The organism is Fulvivirga sp. AWR4_260 (assembly GCF_056158185.1).
Genome location: NZ_JBSWSU010000001.1, coordinates 1,225,163 through 1,242,441 on the forward strand (window position 1 = coordinate 1,225,163; position 17,279 = coordinate 1,242,441).

Below are 17,279 nucleotides of genomic sequence, written 5' to 3' on the forward strand. Positions count from 1 at the left end.
AATCATGGAAACTATTAATGTAAAAGCATATGGTACTCATTCTGTAGACAGCCCTTTGGAGGCTATTGAGGTGCCTAGAAGACAATTAGGAGTTAGAGATGTAGAGTTTGAAGTGCTATATTGTGGTATTTGCCATTCTGATTTGCATCAAATAAAAAATGACTTTGGAGGTACTATGTGGCCCATTGTTCCGGGGCATGAAATAGTAGGGAGAGTGACCCGAGTTGGAAATGCAGTAACTAAATTTAGTGTAGGGGGCTTGGCAGCGGTAGGTTGTATTGTAGATAGCTGCGGGCATTGCCAGCACTGCGAAGAAAGCATGGAGATGTTTTGCGAAAATGGAGTGACTTATTCTTTTAATTCACCCGATACATACATGGAGGGAGAACATACTTATGGTGGTTTTTCTAAAACGTATGTATGTGAAGAAAAGTATGTGCTGAAGATGCCTGCTTTCGAAGACCTTGCTTGTGCTGCTCCTCTTTTATGTGCCGGTATTACTGTCTATTCACCATTAATGCATTGGAAGGCTGGACCGGGTAAAAATGTAGGTGTTTTAGGTGTTGGAGGCCTGGGGCATATGGCTATTAAAATTGCTAAAGCTATGGGGGCTGAGGTGACCGTATTTACCAGTTCGCCAGAAAAGGTAGAGGACGCCAAGCGTTTAGGGGCAGATAACGCAGTGTTGTCGTCTGATGTAGAGCAAATGAAAGCTGCAATGGGCTCTCAGGATATTATTATAGATACCGTTTCGGCAAAGCACGATGTGAATCAATACTTGGGTATGCTAAAAGTAGATGGTTCATTGGTGCTAGTAGGCTTACCGCCAGAGGCATTAGAGGTGGGTGCTTTTAATGTAGTTATGGGTAGAAAGAGTTTTTCAGGTTCTAATATTGGTGGCATAGCCGAAACACAAGAGGTGTTAGACTTTTGTTATAAGCATAATATTGTTGCAGATTCGGAAATCATAAATATTCAAGATGTCAATGAAGCATTTGTACGTCTCGAAAAAGGAGATGTCAAGTATCGCTTTGTTATAGACATGGCTTCGTTGAATTAATATGAGACAGAAGGTGGGCAGGTGACTGAAGATCAAGAAATAAAGTGGCCTAAATAGAGATGAATATTTATAAAAAAGCCAATCCTGATGTCAAATGCATCGGGGTTGGCTTTTTATATACCGAATCACCTAGGCTAAGCATAGTGAAGATTTTGCTTTTAAGCTCAGATGAATAAAGCAGCTTTTCATAGCTTTATCATCACAATCTTTATATGTTATTTTCCTTGCGTATGATAGGGGGGGGGTTCAAGGCATTCATCTTTATTATACCTGAGGCTATCGTTTTGGTGCCATAACTATAGCCTTTAGCAATTTCATATGGTTTACACCTTTACTCTCAGTATTTGTCGATTACCTCAAACTCCCTGGCCCATCATTGAGAAATTCTGTAATCTTCCCAGTTGCTGGTGTTACACTTCATGTTTTATAGCTCTTCCAAATTCAGTCAAATTGATTTTTGAGAAATTCGTTCTCTGAAAGAATCAAGCCATTAAACGTTAATTGATCTTGTGATTAATGATTATTTATTGACATATTTTTGAAATTCCTGATTGATCAGTAATGATTCTATTATGCTAAATTTCAAGAATTAATGGTAAATGGTCACTTATTTTTAGCCATTTAGTTTGTTCTCCAATTGCTATAGTAGACTGTTGCGTTATAAAATTCTCATATAGATAGAAATAGTCAATGTGATATGCCTTGCTCTTATTTCTTTGAAGGAAGAATGTTGGCTGAGATTCATCCCCATATTGCTCATTCTTTAATTTGTGGTAAGCACTTACTATACCTAATTCAAGAAGCTCATTTGTGCAATCGGAATGATTCCACCATCGATCCCATTTGTCCCAGATGGCATTGCTATTCAAGTCCCCTGCAATAATGATATTATTGAAGAGTCTTTTGTTGGTTTGTAGATATTTCCAGAATTGCCCAATGTAACCAAATGTTGGTGAATTGTTGTGGTGAGCCCATACAGCTAAAAGTTGAATGTGCTGATTTACTATGCACGGTAAGAAGTGTTTTACAGTATGGTCTTTATACTTATTAGTCCAGTTTAATCTCTTGATGGAGACTTCTTCAGAAGCAAAGATTCCAATTCCTTTATTTTTATTATCTCCAGCCCATAAATGATTTTTCGACCATTCATGGTATAAGTTGTCATTGGTTTGCTTGGGATCTTCACATTCTTGAATAATGTATATGTCAGCATTTAATGAATCTATTTCATGGAATTTTTTTCTCAATGCTCCATTGCAATTCCATGTAATTAATTTCATGCTTTTATAGTTTAGTAAATGAGGTAATAGGATAAACGATATCCAGCTTTTTATCTCACTTAGCCCTCTGAATTTAATGTAAAAAAATATATTTCAATGGAGTGTTGTAGTAATAATGACTTTTGTAATTCATTTTACTTAAAATTCTCTGGGTTAGATGCACCAATAAAAAAGCCTGCAAGTGTGGTTTTGCAGGCTTATAGGGCGGGTTACTTTTTTAAGATCCCTGAGGCGACACTTTCATCCAGTATTTCTTGAGCGTATTTCCATAACTCTTCTGATCCGTTTTTTATGGCTTTTTGCTTGTTAAAAACCGTATCATATTTAACATCATATTCTCGCCAAGTCCCTCCATTGTTAGATGCATTTTGTAATAGTGGCTCCAAACGATCCATGGCACGTGCAAATTTCGCTTCTATGGATATGCCCGCTTCAAATTCCTTCCAAATTTCAATTAACTCTCGGGCTTGTTGTTTCGGGAGCATTCCAAAAATTCGTTGTGCAGATTTTAACTCTTCTTCCGTATTATCATGGCTTTTATTTTGGTCGTAGATAAACGTGTCTCCAGCGTCAATTTCCACTATATCGTGAATTAAAACCATTTTTATTACTTTCAACACATCCACTTTTTCATTAGCATAGTTACTTAATACAAGTGCCATCATCGCTAAATGCCAGCTGTGCTCAGCATCATTTTCATTGATGTCACTATTAAAAAGTCTGGTGCGTCTTTTTATGTACTTAATTTTATCAATTTCTTTAATAAACTGAATCTGTTTTATTAAATCCTCATTAATCATAGTGGTTGTTAAATCTATTCTTTTCGCTTAATGCATAGTAAAATTAATGTTTCAGGTATAGTTAAAGAATGATTTTATGCATTATAATCAAGTGAGGTGAGTATGGTTTCACAGTCCCTCTGTGTTTTATGTTATTTTTTCAATAAAAATTTTATCTATAATGTTATTTACAAATTTTACTTTATTATATTTAAGTCTTGAAGTAATTTTTTAGACTAATAAGCCTGCGGATAAGTTTAACTCCTCGGTTTATTAATTTATAAGAATCGGGGCTTTATGCGAGAAGGAAATTTGAATGACAGGTCCGTAACTCCTCCCTCTAATACAAGGAGTAATACCGTACCCAGAACTGCAGATATTAATAACCCTATCCTTAATTCTGAGGGAAATAACCCTGCGGTGAAACTAGTACCGTACAAGGTACAGCGTGGTGATAACATGAGGGAGATAGCTGCTGAGCTAGGAATTACTGTAGAGGAGATAAAAGCTGCGAACCCAGATCTAGTTTATAGACATGAAAATAGCTGGGAAGGGTATAATGAGGGTAAAACTGTCAATATGCCCGTTCATTTAGATTTGGTAGCTAAAACCAGTGGCATATCATCTAAAGCTGCCTCGAGTAACGAACTTGCTTCTGCACCTAAAGATATTCATTTTGGAGGGCTGGATTTTAGTGCGCCAGCGGTATCTGCTGAGCAGGCTTTAGCTATTACTAACAGTACGGTTGCTGAAACCGAGGAGCAGGAACAAGAAGGTTTAGATTTTACAGCTCCAGCAGTCTCACCTGAGCAAGCCATGGCTATCAGTGATAATTCAGCAGCAACAGGGGAGCAAGAAACACAAGAGGAAACGGGGGTAGATCTTGCTGCCCCAGCAGTAAGTGCGGAGCAAGCTATCGACCATGCTATAGTGGAAGAAGAGCCTTTGTCTGAAACTGGCTTAGACCCTGCTGCCCCGGCAGTGAGTGCAGAAGGAGCTACAGCTGAGCCAGAAGGTGAAGATATTATCAATGCAGCACCTGCATTTATTAAATATATTGTTCAGCCAAGAGAACATCTTAAAAATATAGCAGCAAGATTTGGTGTTACTTCTGAGGCCATTATAGCGGCTAACCCTAATGGTCATTATATTACGACTCCGAGATGGAGTGGTTATCAAGAATATGAGGAAATATTAATTCCTAATACGCAAAATGTAAATATTTCTCAAGTCGAAAATGCTGAGCTTGTTGTGAGTTCAGCTGCTGAAGAATCAGTGGCGGTTGCTGAATCATCAACTACTACAACTAACGAAACTCATGAAGTGGATATGGTTGAAGGTGAAGCTGCTATCAATGCAGCGCCTACATTTATTAAATATACTGTACAGCCAGGAGAACATCTTAAAAATATAGCAGCAAGATTTGGTGTTACTTCTGAGGCCATTATAGCTGCTAATCCTAATGGCCATTATATTACGACTCCAAGATGGAGTGGTTATCAAAAATATGAGGAAATATTAATTCCTAATACGCAAACTGTAAATGTTTCTCAAGTCGAAAATGCTGAGCTTGTTGTAAGTTCAGCTGCTGAAGAATCAGTGGGGGTTGATGTAAATGACCAAGTTGCCGAGGAAGTGGCTTTAGAGTATAATAATGAAGATTTTCCCGAAATTGTTCCAGGTGCTTTAACCTTTGATGCTGAAGGAGGAAATAACGGTGTGGCCTCTGATCATGCCCTTTATACAAGAAAACCCCACTGGCCTGGTGATAATTCTGGAGTTACAATAGGTATAGGTTTCGATCTAGGTCATTATGGTACGCCTGCGGAAACAAAAGCAGTAATGGAAAAGGTCGGGATTGATAAAAGTGAATATGCAGGTGCATTTGGTTTAAAGGCTAAGTTTGCTAAAGCTTGGGTGAAGAATAATAGGAATAAGGTTACAGAGATAACCGTAGAGCAGCAGCAAGAGCTATATAAATATACCTATGCTCAAAAAACAGCAGTAGCCAAAAAAGGAGCGACTAAGGATGATGTTATTGATGCGTATGGAGTAACGGACTGGGAAAATCTTCACCCTGCAATAAAAGAAGTTTTGATAGACATGGCTTATAGGGGCGATTATAAGTCTAAAACACGTGTGTTTTTGCAGCGCTCAGTGGTTGCTAATGATGTAGATGCATTTTACATTGCTGTAGAAGGAGGTAATTTTGGAAACTTATCTAAAGGGAGACAAAAAGCTAGGTTAGATTTTTTGATCCCATATGTGGATCCTAAAATTTTATGGGCAGGTAAGCATGAGATTATGCCATGGAGTTTTATGTCAGATCTTGAAAAGATCTACCATGCCACCAAAGATGAATTGGTATCGCAAAATGAAGATAAATACAATGCTGAAACTGGCCAATTTGAAATAGGATCGCTTATTAGGGTTCCTGGGTGGAAGCAAGTTGATTTAATGGCTCAACGTCAAGGGAATGATAATAGGGAAGAGGATGTAGCTACTTCTGAGGAACAAAGTGTTGATGCGATGGTTTCACAAGATGAGTTTATCTCAAGCATCTCTTCTTTTAATATGCAGGTGTCGACCATTGCCACAGAATCACCGAATTCTTTATTTTTAATTGCGGAGCATCTTCAAAAAACAAATATAACAGAAGGTGTTGGTGAAGGAGGGGTGAATAAGCCTGTAGATGTTTATCGTGTCCAAATTATACTTTTACATTTAGGCTTGTTGTCTGAGACAGCTTTTGATGCGGAGGTGCACAATGAATCTTTTAAGGATATGCGATCTCAGCAAACTCCGATACCAGAGGGTGAATTAAAAGAAACTATTGCTGCTATATATTTATTCCAGCAAGAAGTTATAGATCCAACTGGATGGAGCCCTGATGGAAATATTGGAGGTCCGGGTAGCGGTACTTTAAAAGCAATGAAAAATCATACTGCAAAGAGTGTGGTTGAAGCTAGAAGGAAATATTATAAAAAGGAAAAGGAGAAGGAGAGAATTTCGTCTATTGTAAATATTCCAGCCACGCCAGAGTCAGCATTTTCTATATTGTCTAATGGTTTAGGCGTAATGAATGATTATGATTACCATAAAATGTCAGAGTATGCTGTTTATAATCCAGCATTGATGAAAGAAATATTTAAGTTACAAAGTGAGGGAGAGAAAAAACGTTTTGCAATCAATATGATATTAGCCATTGGCGCTAATGATTTGCCTAATTTGGATGTAGATATTTTGAAATATGCTTATGCTTTATTAAAGGAGGGATCGGGATTTTCGTGGGGTTTTGATCTCTCAGAAGTTCAGACATTAGAGCAATTTAAATTAGAACAGCAAACAATCGGGAGGCTTGAGAATGAAACTTTTGTTCACAAAATAATTGCTAAAGAAAAGAGAGAGGCAGAAATTGCTAAGATTAAGTCTCTGGAACCAACAATAGATAAGGTGAAAGAGTTAGTGCCGGAAAAATTATCGGCAAGATCAAAAGGCAGTACATTAGCCAAGTATGCTATATATAATGATGCTTTTGTTGTTAAAAGTTTGGAGGTATATCGACCTGAGGCTCGTGAAATTACCTTGAGTTTTCTTAGTAAATTGGGGCAATCGAATGTCACTTTGTTGGATGTGGGGTTAATGAAGATATTATTAGCAGAATTGAATGGAGTTGAAGAAGCTGTTGGGTGGCGTGAACAATTAAAAGGAGAAATTAAGGCAAATAAAGAACTGTCTGATGTAGCAAAAAATCTTAAGTTGAAGATTAAGGAAAGTGAAAGTAAAAAAAATAATCATGCTAGGTCTAGGTTTTTAGTTAACTATTTAAGAGGACAATTAAATTACTATCCCTCTCTGGTAAAGGCTTTTAAGGAACAGAAAAATTTTTCGATAGAGGAAAAGTTAAAAGTCTTAGGAGAGGTGGCATTTGAGGCCGCTAAAATGGAGTTTTTGTTAGGGACAATATTTTATGAAGGGGAAAAGTGGGAGCGTAATAGTAAAGGGGGCATAACTGAGAATAGTGGGGAATTTGTGGATGTCTATAGCATTTACACGAATAGTAAGGAAACCAAATCAGTGGCGCCTTGGTGTGCTAAATTTGTTGGCTATATTTACAGTAATGTATTGGGTACCTATGCTGTTAATAGAGGTGATGCAGCCGAAAAGGAAAGGGGTGTGTGGGGTGGATCGCAGCTTTCTAATGGGCATGAAGAATTTTGGAATTACGATAAGACTCATGGAGGAAGATTTGCTGGTGCTAAGAAATTGGGTGATGATAATGTTTGGGCTACATTAAGGCTAAATGTGAGAAAAGCATCCTCTAAAGAGGTTAAAAAACAATTAGTTCTAGATTTTTTTGAAAAAAACTTTACTCCTCAAACTGGAGATATAATGATAGTTACTGGAAGAGAGGATAACTCATTTAAGTATAGTAAACATTCTAAGTTTGATGCAAGTCATACGACCATGATTGAAAAATTAGATACTTCAGGGGATGATCTGTTTATATATACTATTGAGGGAAATGCTGGAGATATGGTGACAGGCCATAAATATGATTTGTTAAATGCAACGGGTTCACACTCTTTGTCGAGCATTATCAATATATCAAGGATGAGTATGTCTAATCACGGAGAGTCTACTTCGTTAAGAAAAAAGAAAACACCTGAAGATTTGGCTGTTGATAAACAAAAATCGATTTATACTAGAAATGATTTGGTAAAACCAATTAAACAGGTTAATAAAATATTGACTGACCTTGGTAAAGAAATCGGTGAAGGCAGTAAAGTAAATTGGAGTGGAAGAACAGTAAATGAATTTTTGAATAGTAAATCAACTAAAACGAATTAATGATGAACAAGTTTTTTGTAGCTGTGGTCTTTTCAATTGTTGTGTTTTCATGTAATCAAAAAATGAAAGATCAATCAGAGAAAAAAGAAGATACAGATAGTTTGGCAACTACTATGAGTCCTGAAGTTGAAGTATTGTATAGAAAATCATATCGATCAGTATCTGAGTTACCTTATCGATTTAAATATGATGATATTGATGATATTAATGGAGGAGGTTTTATTACTTCAATACGGAATAGCTTCATTTTAGACGTATTAAATGATGATTTGAATCGAGAAAATACCGATCGTTATGATTTAATTGATTCAATAAACCAAGTAGTTAAGGATAATATAGAAAAAGAGGGTGGGCATGTAATGGGCAAGGAGCTCTCTAAGATATACCATAGGTATTGGAATGAAGAAGAAGGTATGTACTATACACAAGGGGGTTATTCGTATTATGCTAATCGTATGTTTGATTTAGAACCTAATATTAGGTTATTAACATTGGCTAAAAGGGATTCAGACTCTGTTGATGGCCTTCCTTATTGTATTGTATCAAATTTCATATTAATTACTATCGATAAAAATTCTGGGAAGAAAATAGATCAAATTGAAATTAACTTTAGTGATTTGTATTATGGGTTAAGTAATAGAACGGGTAGTTTATTAGTGACAAAGAATAGCATTCAATACAATAATGGAGGTGAGGAGATAAACTATACTATTACAAAGGATGGAAGGTTTGAAATAGGCAAATAAACATTATGTCAATATGACTAGTCCTAAATAAGCGTTACAGTTTATACAAGGATAAATAATTAAATATCAAGGCCCTATAGGGCCTTGATATTTTTCTTTTTATAGGTTCTGATTTTAATCATTCTCTGTTGGTGCATTTTCTCTGGTGTTTGCATATGGCAGCTGTAATGTGGTCTTTTGTTGTTATAGATGTATATGCATTGAGCCACTAATTTGGACATCAGTTCCACATCATTGATCAAAATACCTTTAATGAACTCTTGTTTAAGTATGCCGTTGACCCTTTCAGCAATGGCGTTTTGATAAGGGTCATATTTCTCAGTCATACTACATTTCACATAATGTTTATTCAAAAGACTTTGATACATGTCTCCACAGTATTGTAGTCCTCTATCTGAATGATGGATTAAAGGCTCGTTTTTATATTTCCTATTCTTAATTGCCATTTTTAAAGCAGTAGTTGCTCCCGTAGCATGAAGACTATCTGATACATTAAACCCCATAATCCTTTTTGAATAAGCATCTGTAACTAAAGACAGATACATCGGAGTCTCTCGATTCCCGATATAAGTAATATCAGATACCCAAACCTGCTCAGGTCGATTAAAACTAATGTTTTCAATTAAATTTTTATGTTTTCTGAACCTGTGATGTGAGTTTGTTGTGATCTGATAACTACGCTTCGGCACTATCAGCATACGATTTGCTTTCAATATGGTAAATAAGCGATCTCTGCCTACACCCAGGCGCTGTAACTCTGGATGAAGTATAGAATAAAGTTTTCGAGTACCTAACTCTGGCATGCTCAACCTGATGTCTGATACTCTTTTAATCACTTGTTTTGCAACGTTTTGCTTTTTGGAGCGTGATGTCTTAGATCTGTAATATACCTGCCTACTCACCCCTAACAGTCTACAGGTGCTTGTTAAGCTTTCTTGTTGTTCGACTTTGAAGCGATCCACTGTTCGGGTAAAGACTTTTTTCTAATAGGAATCTTGAACTCTTCCTCAGCAATATCAATCATCATATCAAAGAAGATAGCTTTTTTATCAGCTACAGATGCCTTCTTCTCTAGTTCTGCATTTTGCTTTTCTAGTAAACGAACTTTCTGCTCAAGCTCTAGTAATTTTTGTTCAGGAGATTTAGTCATTGGTTGCTGTGATTTATTATCCCAATCTACAGTTCCATACTTTCTTATCGTAGCATCTCCTTGAATGCCATACTTTTTTTGAGCAGCTCTTACTCCTAGGTGGCCTCTTTCTACTTCTTCAACTACTGCTAATTTAAAAGCGTAGCTATAATCTTTTTGTGTGCGTTTAACATACTGATTCTCTTCTCGTTCTTTCATATCGTTACTTTTTGTGTAACGCTATTTCAGGACGGGACAAAAGCCTCTCAGATATGAGAGGCTTTTATGGTTTTATTCAGTATAGGGCGCTGTTTTCTTACATTTCTCAAATGCTTAATGTTTAATTAAATATTTGTCTTTTTATAGTTTCAAAATAGGGGAAAACTTAAATGGTTTTGTTTAAATGGTGGTATATGAGTTTTTTATGCATAAAACCTTCAAATATGATAAGCTGAGTATTAATAATTTAATAACACTCATTTTCTTATTAACGTAATAATAGTTCGTAAGTATTGATTTTTACTTCGTAATGTATATATAAATATAATTTTATAAATAAATAGTGTATTTATTTTGAATGTTGCGTGATAATTGCAAAATTGCGCGAAATCCTACATTTAGTTTAAATAGTTGAGAGCACTTGATAAATTTGATGTTAATTAAACTTAGCGGCTAAGACTTACGTAGTAAACTGGCTAAGACTTAATGAAATATGGCATTAAGTTTATTTAAAATCTTAACTATTTACCATTACAATGAAAAATTTAAAATCAACCATGTTTAAAACAATTAAAAGAAGAATGCCATTATTCGCGATGGCGTTTGCATCACTAAGCTGGGTAAGCTGTGGAGATGATGATGGAGAAGAAAGTGGCGTTGACTGTGCAGCAACTAGTATTAGCTTTGATGCTACAAGTACTGACTGCAATACTATTACTATAGTTAATGTAGAAGGAGGAGCAACGCCATATAAATACTCTATTAATAACGGAACAGATTTTCAGGATGGTACGTCTTTCACCAACCTTGACGAGGGTACTTATTCATTAGTAGTGATGGATAATAATGGATGTAAGTCTTCTGTTGAAAACCTTATTGTTGCCAGTCCGGATGTGGAAGTAACTGCAGAAGCTTACACTATCACAGTAGAAGGAGAAGGGGATTTTACTTACAGCCTTGATGGCGCTAACTTCCAAGCTGAAAATACTTTTGATGTAGATGAAGCTAAAGATTATACGGTAACGGTGAAATCTGCCAGTGGATGTACTACTGAAGTAGAAGTGGACGGAGATGACTTAGCTCAATATACTGATGCCAGAGACAATCAGGTTTATAAAGTTGTGAAAATAGGTAATCAAGTTTGGTTTGCAGAAAACTTGAATTATACGAGCGAGTCAGGGCGTTGTTATCAAGATAAGCCTGAAAACTGTGAGAAATATGGTAAATTATATTTGTCATCAAATTTCACTGGGCTGGTTCCATCAGGGTGGTCAGTTCCTTCTGAGGATGACTATAAAGTACTTCTTAGCACTTTGGGTGGAGATGCTGTTGCTCGCCCCAAACTTATTGATGGAGGTATATCAGGATTCAATGCCAAATATGCGGGTAATATTACATCATCTGGATCAGGATTTAACGGACAAGGAACTCATACCATTTTACTTACCGCGTCTATAAATCAACAAGAGAGAGTGTCGCTTTATATTGATTCAAAAGGAATTAGTTGGGAAGATATTGATATGGGGATCGCTGCTAGTTTACGCTTAATAAAGAATTAAAATTTAATGGAGTATCAGTATGTCTAAAATTAGTTATATAGCTTTTATTATTAGTCTTTTGTCTGTTGGGCAATTGGTTGCTCAACCCGCATTTGACGGGAACCCATCTGTGGCAAACGGAACAAGTAACACAATAGATTTGTCCGTACAATTAGATAGTGATGTTACTATTTATTATGTTGTTACAAAGGAAGGAGACATTACTGATACTCCATCTTCATCAGATGTTATCAATGCCAACGGGGTATTTGATGCTGACGATATCTCAGGACACTTTTCGTATGTAACGACCGATGGGCAAAAACAAGAATCTATTGATATTAGTTCTTTTGCCTCTGATTATAGTGGATTTGATATTTTCGTTATAGGGGTAAGTTTAAGTAATGAAGAAACAACCGTTGAAAAGATCAATTTAATTGCACCACCAACATTTCTGTCTACAACATTGATAGGTCATGGTGCAGAGGTTGGTACTCTTACTTTGACTGCAGAATTAAATGTTGATGTTGTTGTCTATTATGTTATTAGAGAAGTTGGAAGTGATACTCCATCGCAAGATGAAATTGTTAGTGGAGCTGGAGGGTTCGATACGGACGATCTTTTAGGTAATGTTGCATATGGAATAGGAGATGACCCTAAAATTATAGATATTTCAGCCTTGCCTTCTACATATAGTGCATATGATATTTATCTTGTAGGCGTAAATGTTAATAATGAGAAAACGGAGGTACAGGAGCTTACTTTAGGAGCATTACCTTCTTTTACTGAAGGACCAACGATCTCTCAGGAAGAAAATGGTACTTCCTTTGGCTTTACCAGAGCTTTAAATACAGGTGGTCGTATTTATTATGTTGTGACTGAGGCTGGAGTAGTGCCAAATAATACTACTATTCCTACTTCAGATGTCAAGTTTGCAAATAATGTCTTTGATAATATTCCGAAAGTGACTGGTAATTTTCAATGGAATATAGGAGATTCTAATACGGGTAATGTTGATGTTACCAGTATTGAAGACTTCTTATTATTTGATATATATGTTGTGGCTGAGAATAGTGAAGGCTTTACTAGTGTAGTTAAGTTGTCAAATCAGACTTTAAGAAATAATGTATCTCCAGTACCTGTGGCTTTAACGCTTTGTGCAGGAGCGAATCAGTTTACCGAAATTCCTAATATCGTTATTTCTGAAGGGCATAAAAGAAACTTTAAGCCGGGAACTAGAAAATTGGTTTTGCAATTAAGCAATGGTTTTGTTTTTAATAACGAGGTTTCTAGTGCTTCATCCATCCTGGACTTAGGAAATACTAATGATTTTGGGCAGGTTTTTAATTTTGATGTGAGATATTCGAATGGAGATAGTAGGTTAGAAATTATTTTTGATGTTGATCAGCAGGATGTGCTAGATGAGTTGATTTTAAAAAATTTGGAGGTACGTTCCACTGGGGGGCAAACAAATGGGAGGCTTTATTATATATATAACTCATTTGAGATGATAAAAGTTGAAGCGGAAAATTTTACTTCTGGCCAGTCTAATAGAGTAGAGAATTGTGGAGATGCTGTATATAATGGGTGTAAAAATTTGAAAAATGTTCAGCGTGATGATTTGTTCACATATAATAATATTTATTTCCCGAAAGGAGGAGGTTATACAATTATTTTTAATGCATCTGCTTGGGATGATGATGCAGAATTTGATCTCGTTTTAAGGAATGTTGACACTAATACGGAGAAGAGGGTAACGTTATCGGATTTTAAGCCGGCTAGCCAATCAGGTTTATATAACTGGAAAGATTTCTCTAGAACTGTGAATATTGATGCTGCGGGAACTTACACTGTTGAAATAGAAGTAATAAATGACGGTTGGAATTTAAACTGGTTCAGCTTAGAAAGCAGCGCTGGTACAGGAGGAGACTTTTTATTAAGAGGAGTAGATCAAGGAGCCAATGGTTTTGCTTTTGCTAATTTTACTACGGAAACTGCCCCAGAAGTAAATATTGAAGCTAGTGAAATCAATATTTGCGAAGGTGAGTCTATAACCTTTACTGCTACAAGTGATGATGATACCAGTTTTGATTTTTATGAAGTAGGTAATGATACACCTCTAGCTCAAAATGTAGCAGAATATATTACGGATGAATTAAGTGAAGGTAGACATGAAATATATGCAGCATCAACTAGTACGTTATGTGTTGGTACTTCTGATCCGGTAGAGGTTGATGTTACAAAAGTAGTAGCACTTGAGGACGTAAGGATAAATCTCGAAAATGAGTTTCTTAATACTACAGTTAATGAGCACAACGAACGAATAACTGTTTACCCTAACAATGCTGGACTCATAAAGTTAATCCCTGAAGATATTTCTGGGGGATCTATAACTGGTACTTTTTCTTGTGCCTCACCTTATGAGAATGCCATAGTGGAAATTGAGGGTGAAATTTATTTTTCAACGCAAGAGGTGGGTAATATAGACGCACTTTTTTATATTTATTTTGAACAATCCTGTGGTAGTGTATTTAGGTTCTTATTGGATCCATATAATTCTAATAGTGCGGAGCAAATTACAGGAATAACTGGTGGCGTTATTTGTAGCAATATAACAGAGCCCGTTGAAATTGGTTGGATTGGTGAAAATATAGAAAGAGTAAGTTTAAGTAACATGACGTCTCAAAATATTACAGGGGCTATTGTTGCTGATTTTGATGAGGAAGGAAAACGTCTTTATTATATAGTTCCTGAGGCAATTGCAGGTACTGAGGAAGCTACATTAATTGTTGATATTGAATATCTTGTTAAGATAGAAGATAAAGAAGAGGTTAATACAGCTGTTCAAACGATTAATATTGTTAATGAAAGAAACATAAGTATTACTGTCGGAGCTAATGAAGCGTTAAATAGTAGTTATTGTCAAGGTGAACTTATTAGCCTGCTTGGAAATCCGCAAGCAGAAAGTTTTAGTGTTATTGACAATGCTACAGGGCAAGAGATAGCTTTACCCAATAATGTGCAGTTTATGTATTTTGAAGATGTTAACAATGTTGATGAAGTCGAAGGGCCTACGGGGAATTTAACTGCAGATAATTATTTTCCGCCTAGCGAAGATGGCTATGACATTACCATGACCTTTACAAGTAAGCAGGGGTGTTATTCAGAAGAAACTGCTCATATTGATGTAAATGAGCTACCCGAGGCTCTATTGGATACTACATTGGCATATTGCGTTGGCACTAGTGAGCGAGGAAGAATAGCTGCACTACATCTCGAACAGGCCGATACTATTCCTAATCCTCAAGATTATAGCCTTAGTTGGTATGATGAAAACGATATTTTTCAAGAGGAAACTTGGCTGTACAATTCGGGGGTAAGTGATCTTATTGCAACGGAAGAGCTGTTTAAAGTTAGATTATTAGATAAAACTATTCACTGTTATAGTGAGGCTTCCAATGTTTCGGTAGTGGTTGGAGAGTATCCTATCGTAGATTTTATAGCTTCTGATGTTTGTGACTATCTTCAGTATGTAACATTAAAAGACAGGTCAGAAGCTCCAACTACGGAGCATCGTGACGAACTGGTGAAATGGAGTTGGGATTATGATTTTGGAGATGCTATACACGAGTATGATGACAATAATGATCAGCCGGTACAGTTCCCAGAGTCTAAAGTTTATAATATAAAACATAGTGCCACTACAAGATCTGGTTGTGCGGATACTGTTAGTAAGAGAGTGGCCATATTTGAGCCTGTTGAACTAGTGGAAGAGGCAGGTAATAAAGTTTATAAAGAAGATTTTGACGGGGTTAAAAATTGGATATCAACATTTGAGACGGATAATGCGAATGGTGAGGCTCGTAATAGCAGTTGGTCATTAGGTGATAAGTTTGGATCTACTGCTTGGGTTACGAACAATTTAGAGGGAACATTTAATAATAATGAAAGTAGCTGGGTGGAAAGCCCCTGTGTTGACCTTGATGATTGGGAAGCTCCTTTGCTGGAAATGAAGGTTTGGTATAATACACCTTTGTTAGAGGGGGCTGTGCTTCAATACAAACTTCAAATGGATGATACAGAATGGCAGAGAGTGGGAGAGCAAGAAAGAGGGTTAAACTGGTATTCAGAATCCAGTATTTCAGCAAGTCCTGGAGGCTCAATTATTGGTTGGGCGGGAGTTTCTGATGAATCAAAGTGGGTTACAGCGGCTTTTGATCTAAGTGAGCCTAAAAAGGTTGCCAAAGATAGTGCTGATAGGGCGCATCTAGGATCCGTTCCGGTTAAGTTTAGGGTGGCTTTTGCTTCTTTAAATCTTGGGGCCGGAGCTAGAGATGGAGAGACTGGTTATGGCTTTGCTTTTGATGATGTGGTGATAAAAAATAAGACTAGAAATGTTTTAATTGAGCATTTTACTAACGTTACTCAAGGTAATGACATTAACAGTGAAAGGGATGCTGTAGATCAATTTACGAAAGATAACACTGGCATTGTCTACATTCAGTACCATACTCATGAGGGAGAAGATCCTTTCTATTATAATGAGTATTTTCCTAAAAATATGGATAATGATCACCTTACCCGAAGGTACTTCTATGGCCTTGGAGGACCCGGATATACTATTGTCAATGGAGAATTATTAGATACTAATTATTTTTCTACTGGCTGGGGGGTGAAGCAATACAGTAGAGAGGCGTTAATGGCTTCTCCTTTTGATGTAAATATTGATTATGAAAAGGATAATAATGGTTTTGTGCATGTAAGTGCTAATGCTGTAAGAAATATTAATCCGCACGATTTATTAGACACCTGGGATGGTAACTTAACAATGATGCTTACTGTAGCTGTGGTTAAAAAGGAAGTAGAATACCAAGGTAAAATAATGAAAAACGTGTTTGTTAAATATTTACCATATATGGGCGGGGCTAGTAAAGTAGGAACGTGGGAGGCAGGAAGTGGTGCCGAGCTCATGCTAGATGCTACATGGAAGCCATTAATGGATATAGAATCTGGAGATTATAGTTTAATAGGAATGGTTCAATATACTCATGGGCCTACTTTGAATAAATATGGGTACCCTATTAAAGAGGTATTGCAAGTTAGAGAAACTTCGTTGGACATATCTGCAAGGAAGGCCGCAGTTACTGGTATTGCTCCTGACTTATTGGGAGAAAGTGTGGTTATTTATCCAAATCCTGCTAATGATGAAATAAAAGTCGAAAAGATTACTGGGTTTATCTCCAAGGATGCTAAAGTTCAACTTTATAATTCTTTAGGGGTTTTTCTTGATGAGTATGACTTAAGCCAAGTGGTAACAAGTATACCGTTGAGTGATTATACTTCAGGGGTTTACATTATGAAAATTCATGATAAAGGGCAGACTTCTATTAGAAAGTTTAATGTTCTGAAATAACAATAATGAATACTTAAAAACAAAAAGCCCGTATAAGCGGGCTTTTTGTTTTTAAAGGCGTTTCAACCTCTATTGCCTATAGAAAAGTAGTTTAATTAAAAGTCCTTTGGGTGTGGGTAAAGTTATTATTGCGTATTAATCTAAGTCAGTGTCATTCTCCCAATGTAATCTTATCTATAAAAAGACAAGAGCTGAATCCACTCTTTATATGATCGGTGCTTTGTAATTGGGCTGCTAATAATTATTTTATTTATAAAAATTGCC

Annotated in this window: 9 protein-coding genes; 5 read left to right on the top strand and 4 right to left on the bottom strand. The window is 36.3% G+C overall.

What is annotated here, in order from left to right; genetic code table 11:
- Positions 1-4: 4 nt before the first annotated feature.
- Positions 5-1,060, top strand: a complete 1,056-nt coding sequence (locus ACXACQ_RS05200) for an NAD(P)-dependent alcohol dehydrogenase (protein ID WP_474974872.1) — start codon at positions 5-7, stop codon at positions 1,058-1,060.
- A gap of 575 nt (positions 1,061-1,635) precedes the next feature.
- On the opposite strand, the gene ACXACQ_RS05205 is transcribed toward ACXACQ_RS05200, so the two are convergent.
- Both ACXACQ_RS05205 and ACXACQ_RS05210 read right to left on the bottom strand, forming a co-directional pair.
- Positions 1,636-2,340 carry an endonuclease/exonuclease/phosphatase family protein gene (locus ACXACQ_RS05205; RefSeq protein ID WP_474974873.1) on the bottom strand — a complete coding sequence of 235 codons (705 nt, stop codon included), beginning with the start codon at positions 2,338-2,340 and terminating at the stop codon, positions 1,636-1,638.
- Positions 2,341-2,549: 209 nt separating this feature from the next.
- Positions 2,550-3,140 carry an HD domain-containing protein gene (locus ACXACQ_RS05210; protein WP_474974874.1) on the bottom strand — a complete coding sequence of 197 codons (591 nt, stop codon included), beginning with the start codon at positions 3,138-3,140 and terminating at the stop codon, positions 2,550-2,552.
- Positions 3,141-3,416: 276 nt separating this feature from the next.
- Here ACXACQ_RS05210 and ACXACQ_RS05215 point away from each other — a divergent pair, with 276 nt between their 5' ends.
- Together ACXACQ_RS05215 and ACXACQ_RS05220 are read left to right on the top strand one after the other, a co-directional pair.
- Positions 3,417-7,970: a LysM peptidoglycan-binding domain-containing protein gene (locus ACXACQ_RS05215; protein WP_474974875.1), complete on the top strand. Its 4,554-nt coding sequence runs from the start codon at positions 3,417-3,419 to the stop codon at positions 7,968-7,970.
- Positions 7,971-8,032: 62 nt separating this feature from the next.
- Positions 8,033-8,716, top strand: coding sequence for a hypothetical protein (locus ACXACQ_RS05220; protein WP_474974876.1), 684 nt, complete (start codon positions 8,033-8,035; stop codon positions 8,714-8,716).
- Between the two features lie 74 nt (positions 8,717-8,790).
- Here the strand turns inward: ACXACQ_RS05220 and ACXACQ_RS05225 are convergent, their stop codons facing one another.
- Both ACXACQ_RS05225 and ACXACQ_RS05230 read right to left on the bottom strand, forming a co-directional pair.
- Positions 8,791-9,678 (bottom strand): IS3 family transposase, encoded by an 888-nt coding sequence (locus tag ACXACQ_RS05225; RefSeq protein WP_474974877.1) that lies wholly within the window; start codon positions 9,676-9,678, stop codon positions 8,791-8,793.
- Positions 9,642-10,064, bottom strand: a complete 423-nt coding sequence (locus ACXACQ_RS05230; RefSeq protein ID WP_474974878.1) for a transposase — start codon at positions 10,062-10,064, stop codon at positions 9,642-9,644. Before ACXACQ_RS05230 ends, ACXACQ_RS05225 begins: the two co-directional genes overlap by 37 nt.
- A 536-nt stretch (positions 10,065-10,600) precedes the next feature.
- Here ACXACQ_RS05230 and ACXACQ_RS05235 point away from each other — a divergent pair.
- The gene (locus ACXACQ_RS05235; RefSeq protein WP_474974879.1) at positions 10,601-11,623 is read left to right on the top strand and encodes an FISUMP domain-containing protein; all 1,023 of its coding nucleotides are present in this window, start codon (positions 10,601-10,603) and stop codon (positions 11,621-11,623) included.
- 19 nt (positions 11,624-11,642) lie between these two features.
- Positions 11,643-17,015, top strand: coding sequence for a T9SS type A sorting domain-containing protein (locus ACXACQ_RS05240; RefSeq protein ID WP_474974880.1), 5,373 nt, complete (start codon positions 11,643-11,645; stop codon positions 17,013-17,015).
- Positions 17,016-17,279: the final 264 nt, after the last annotated feature.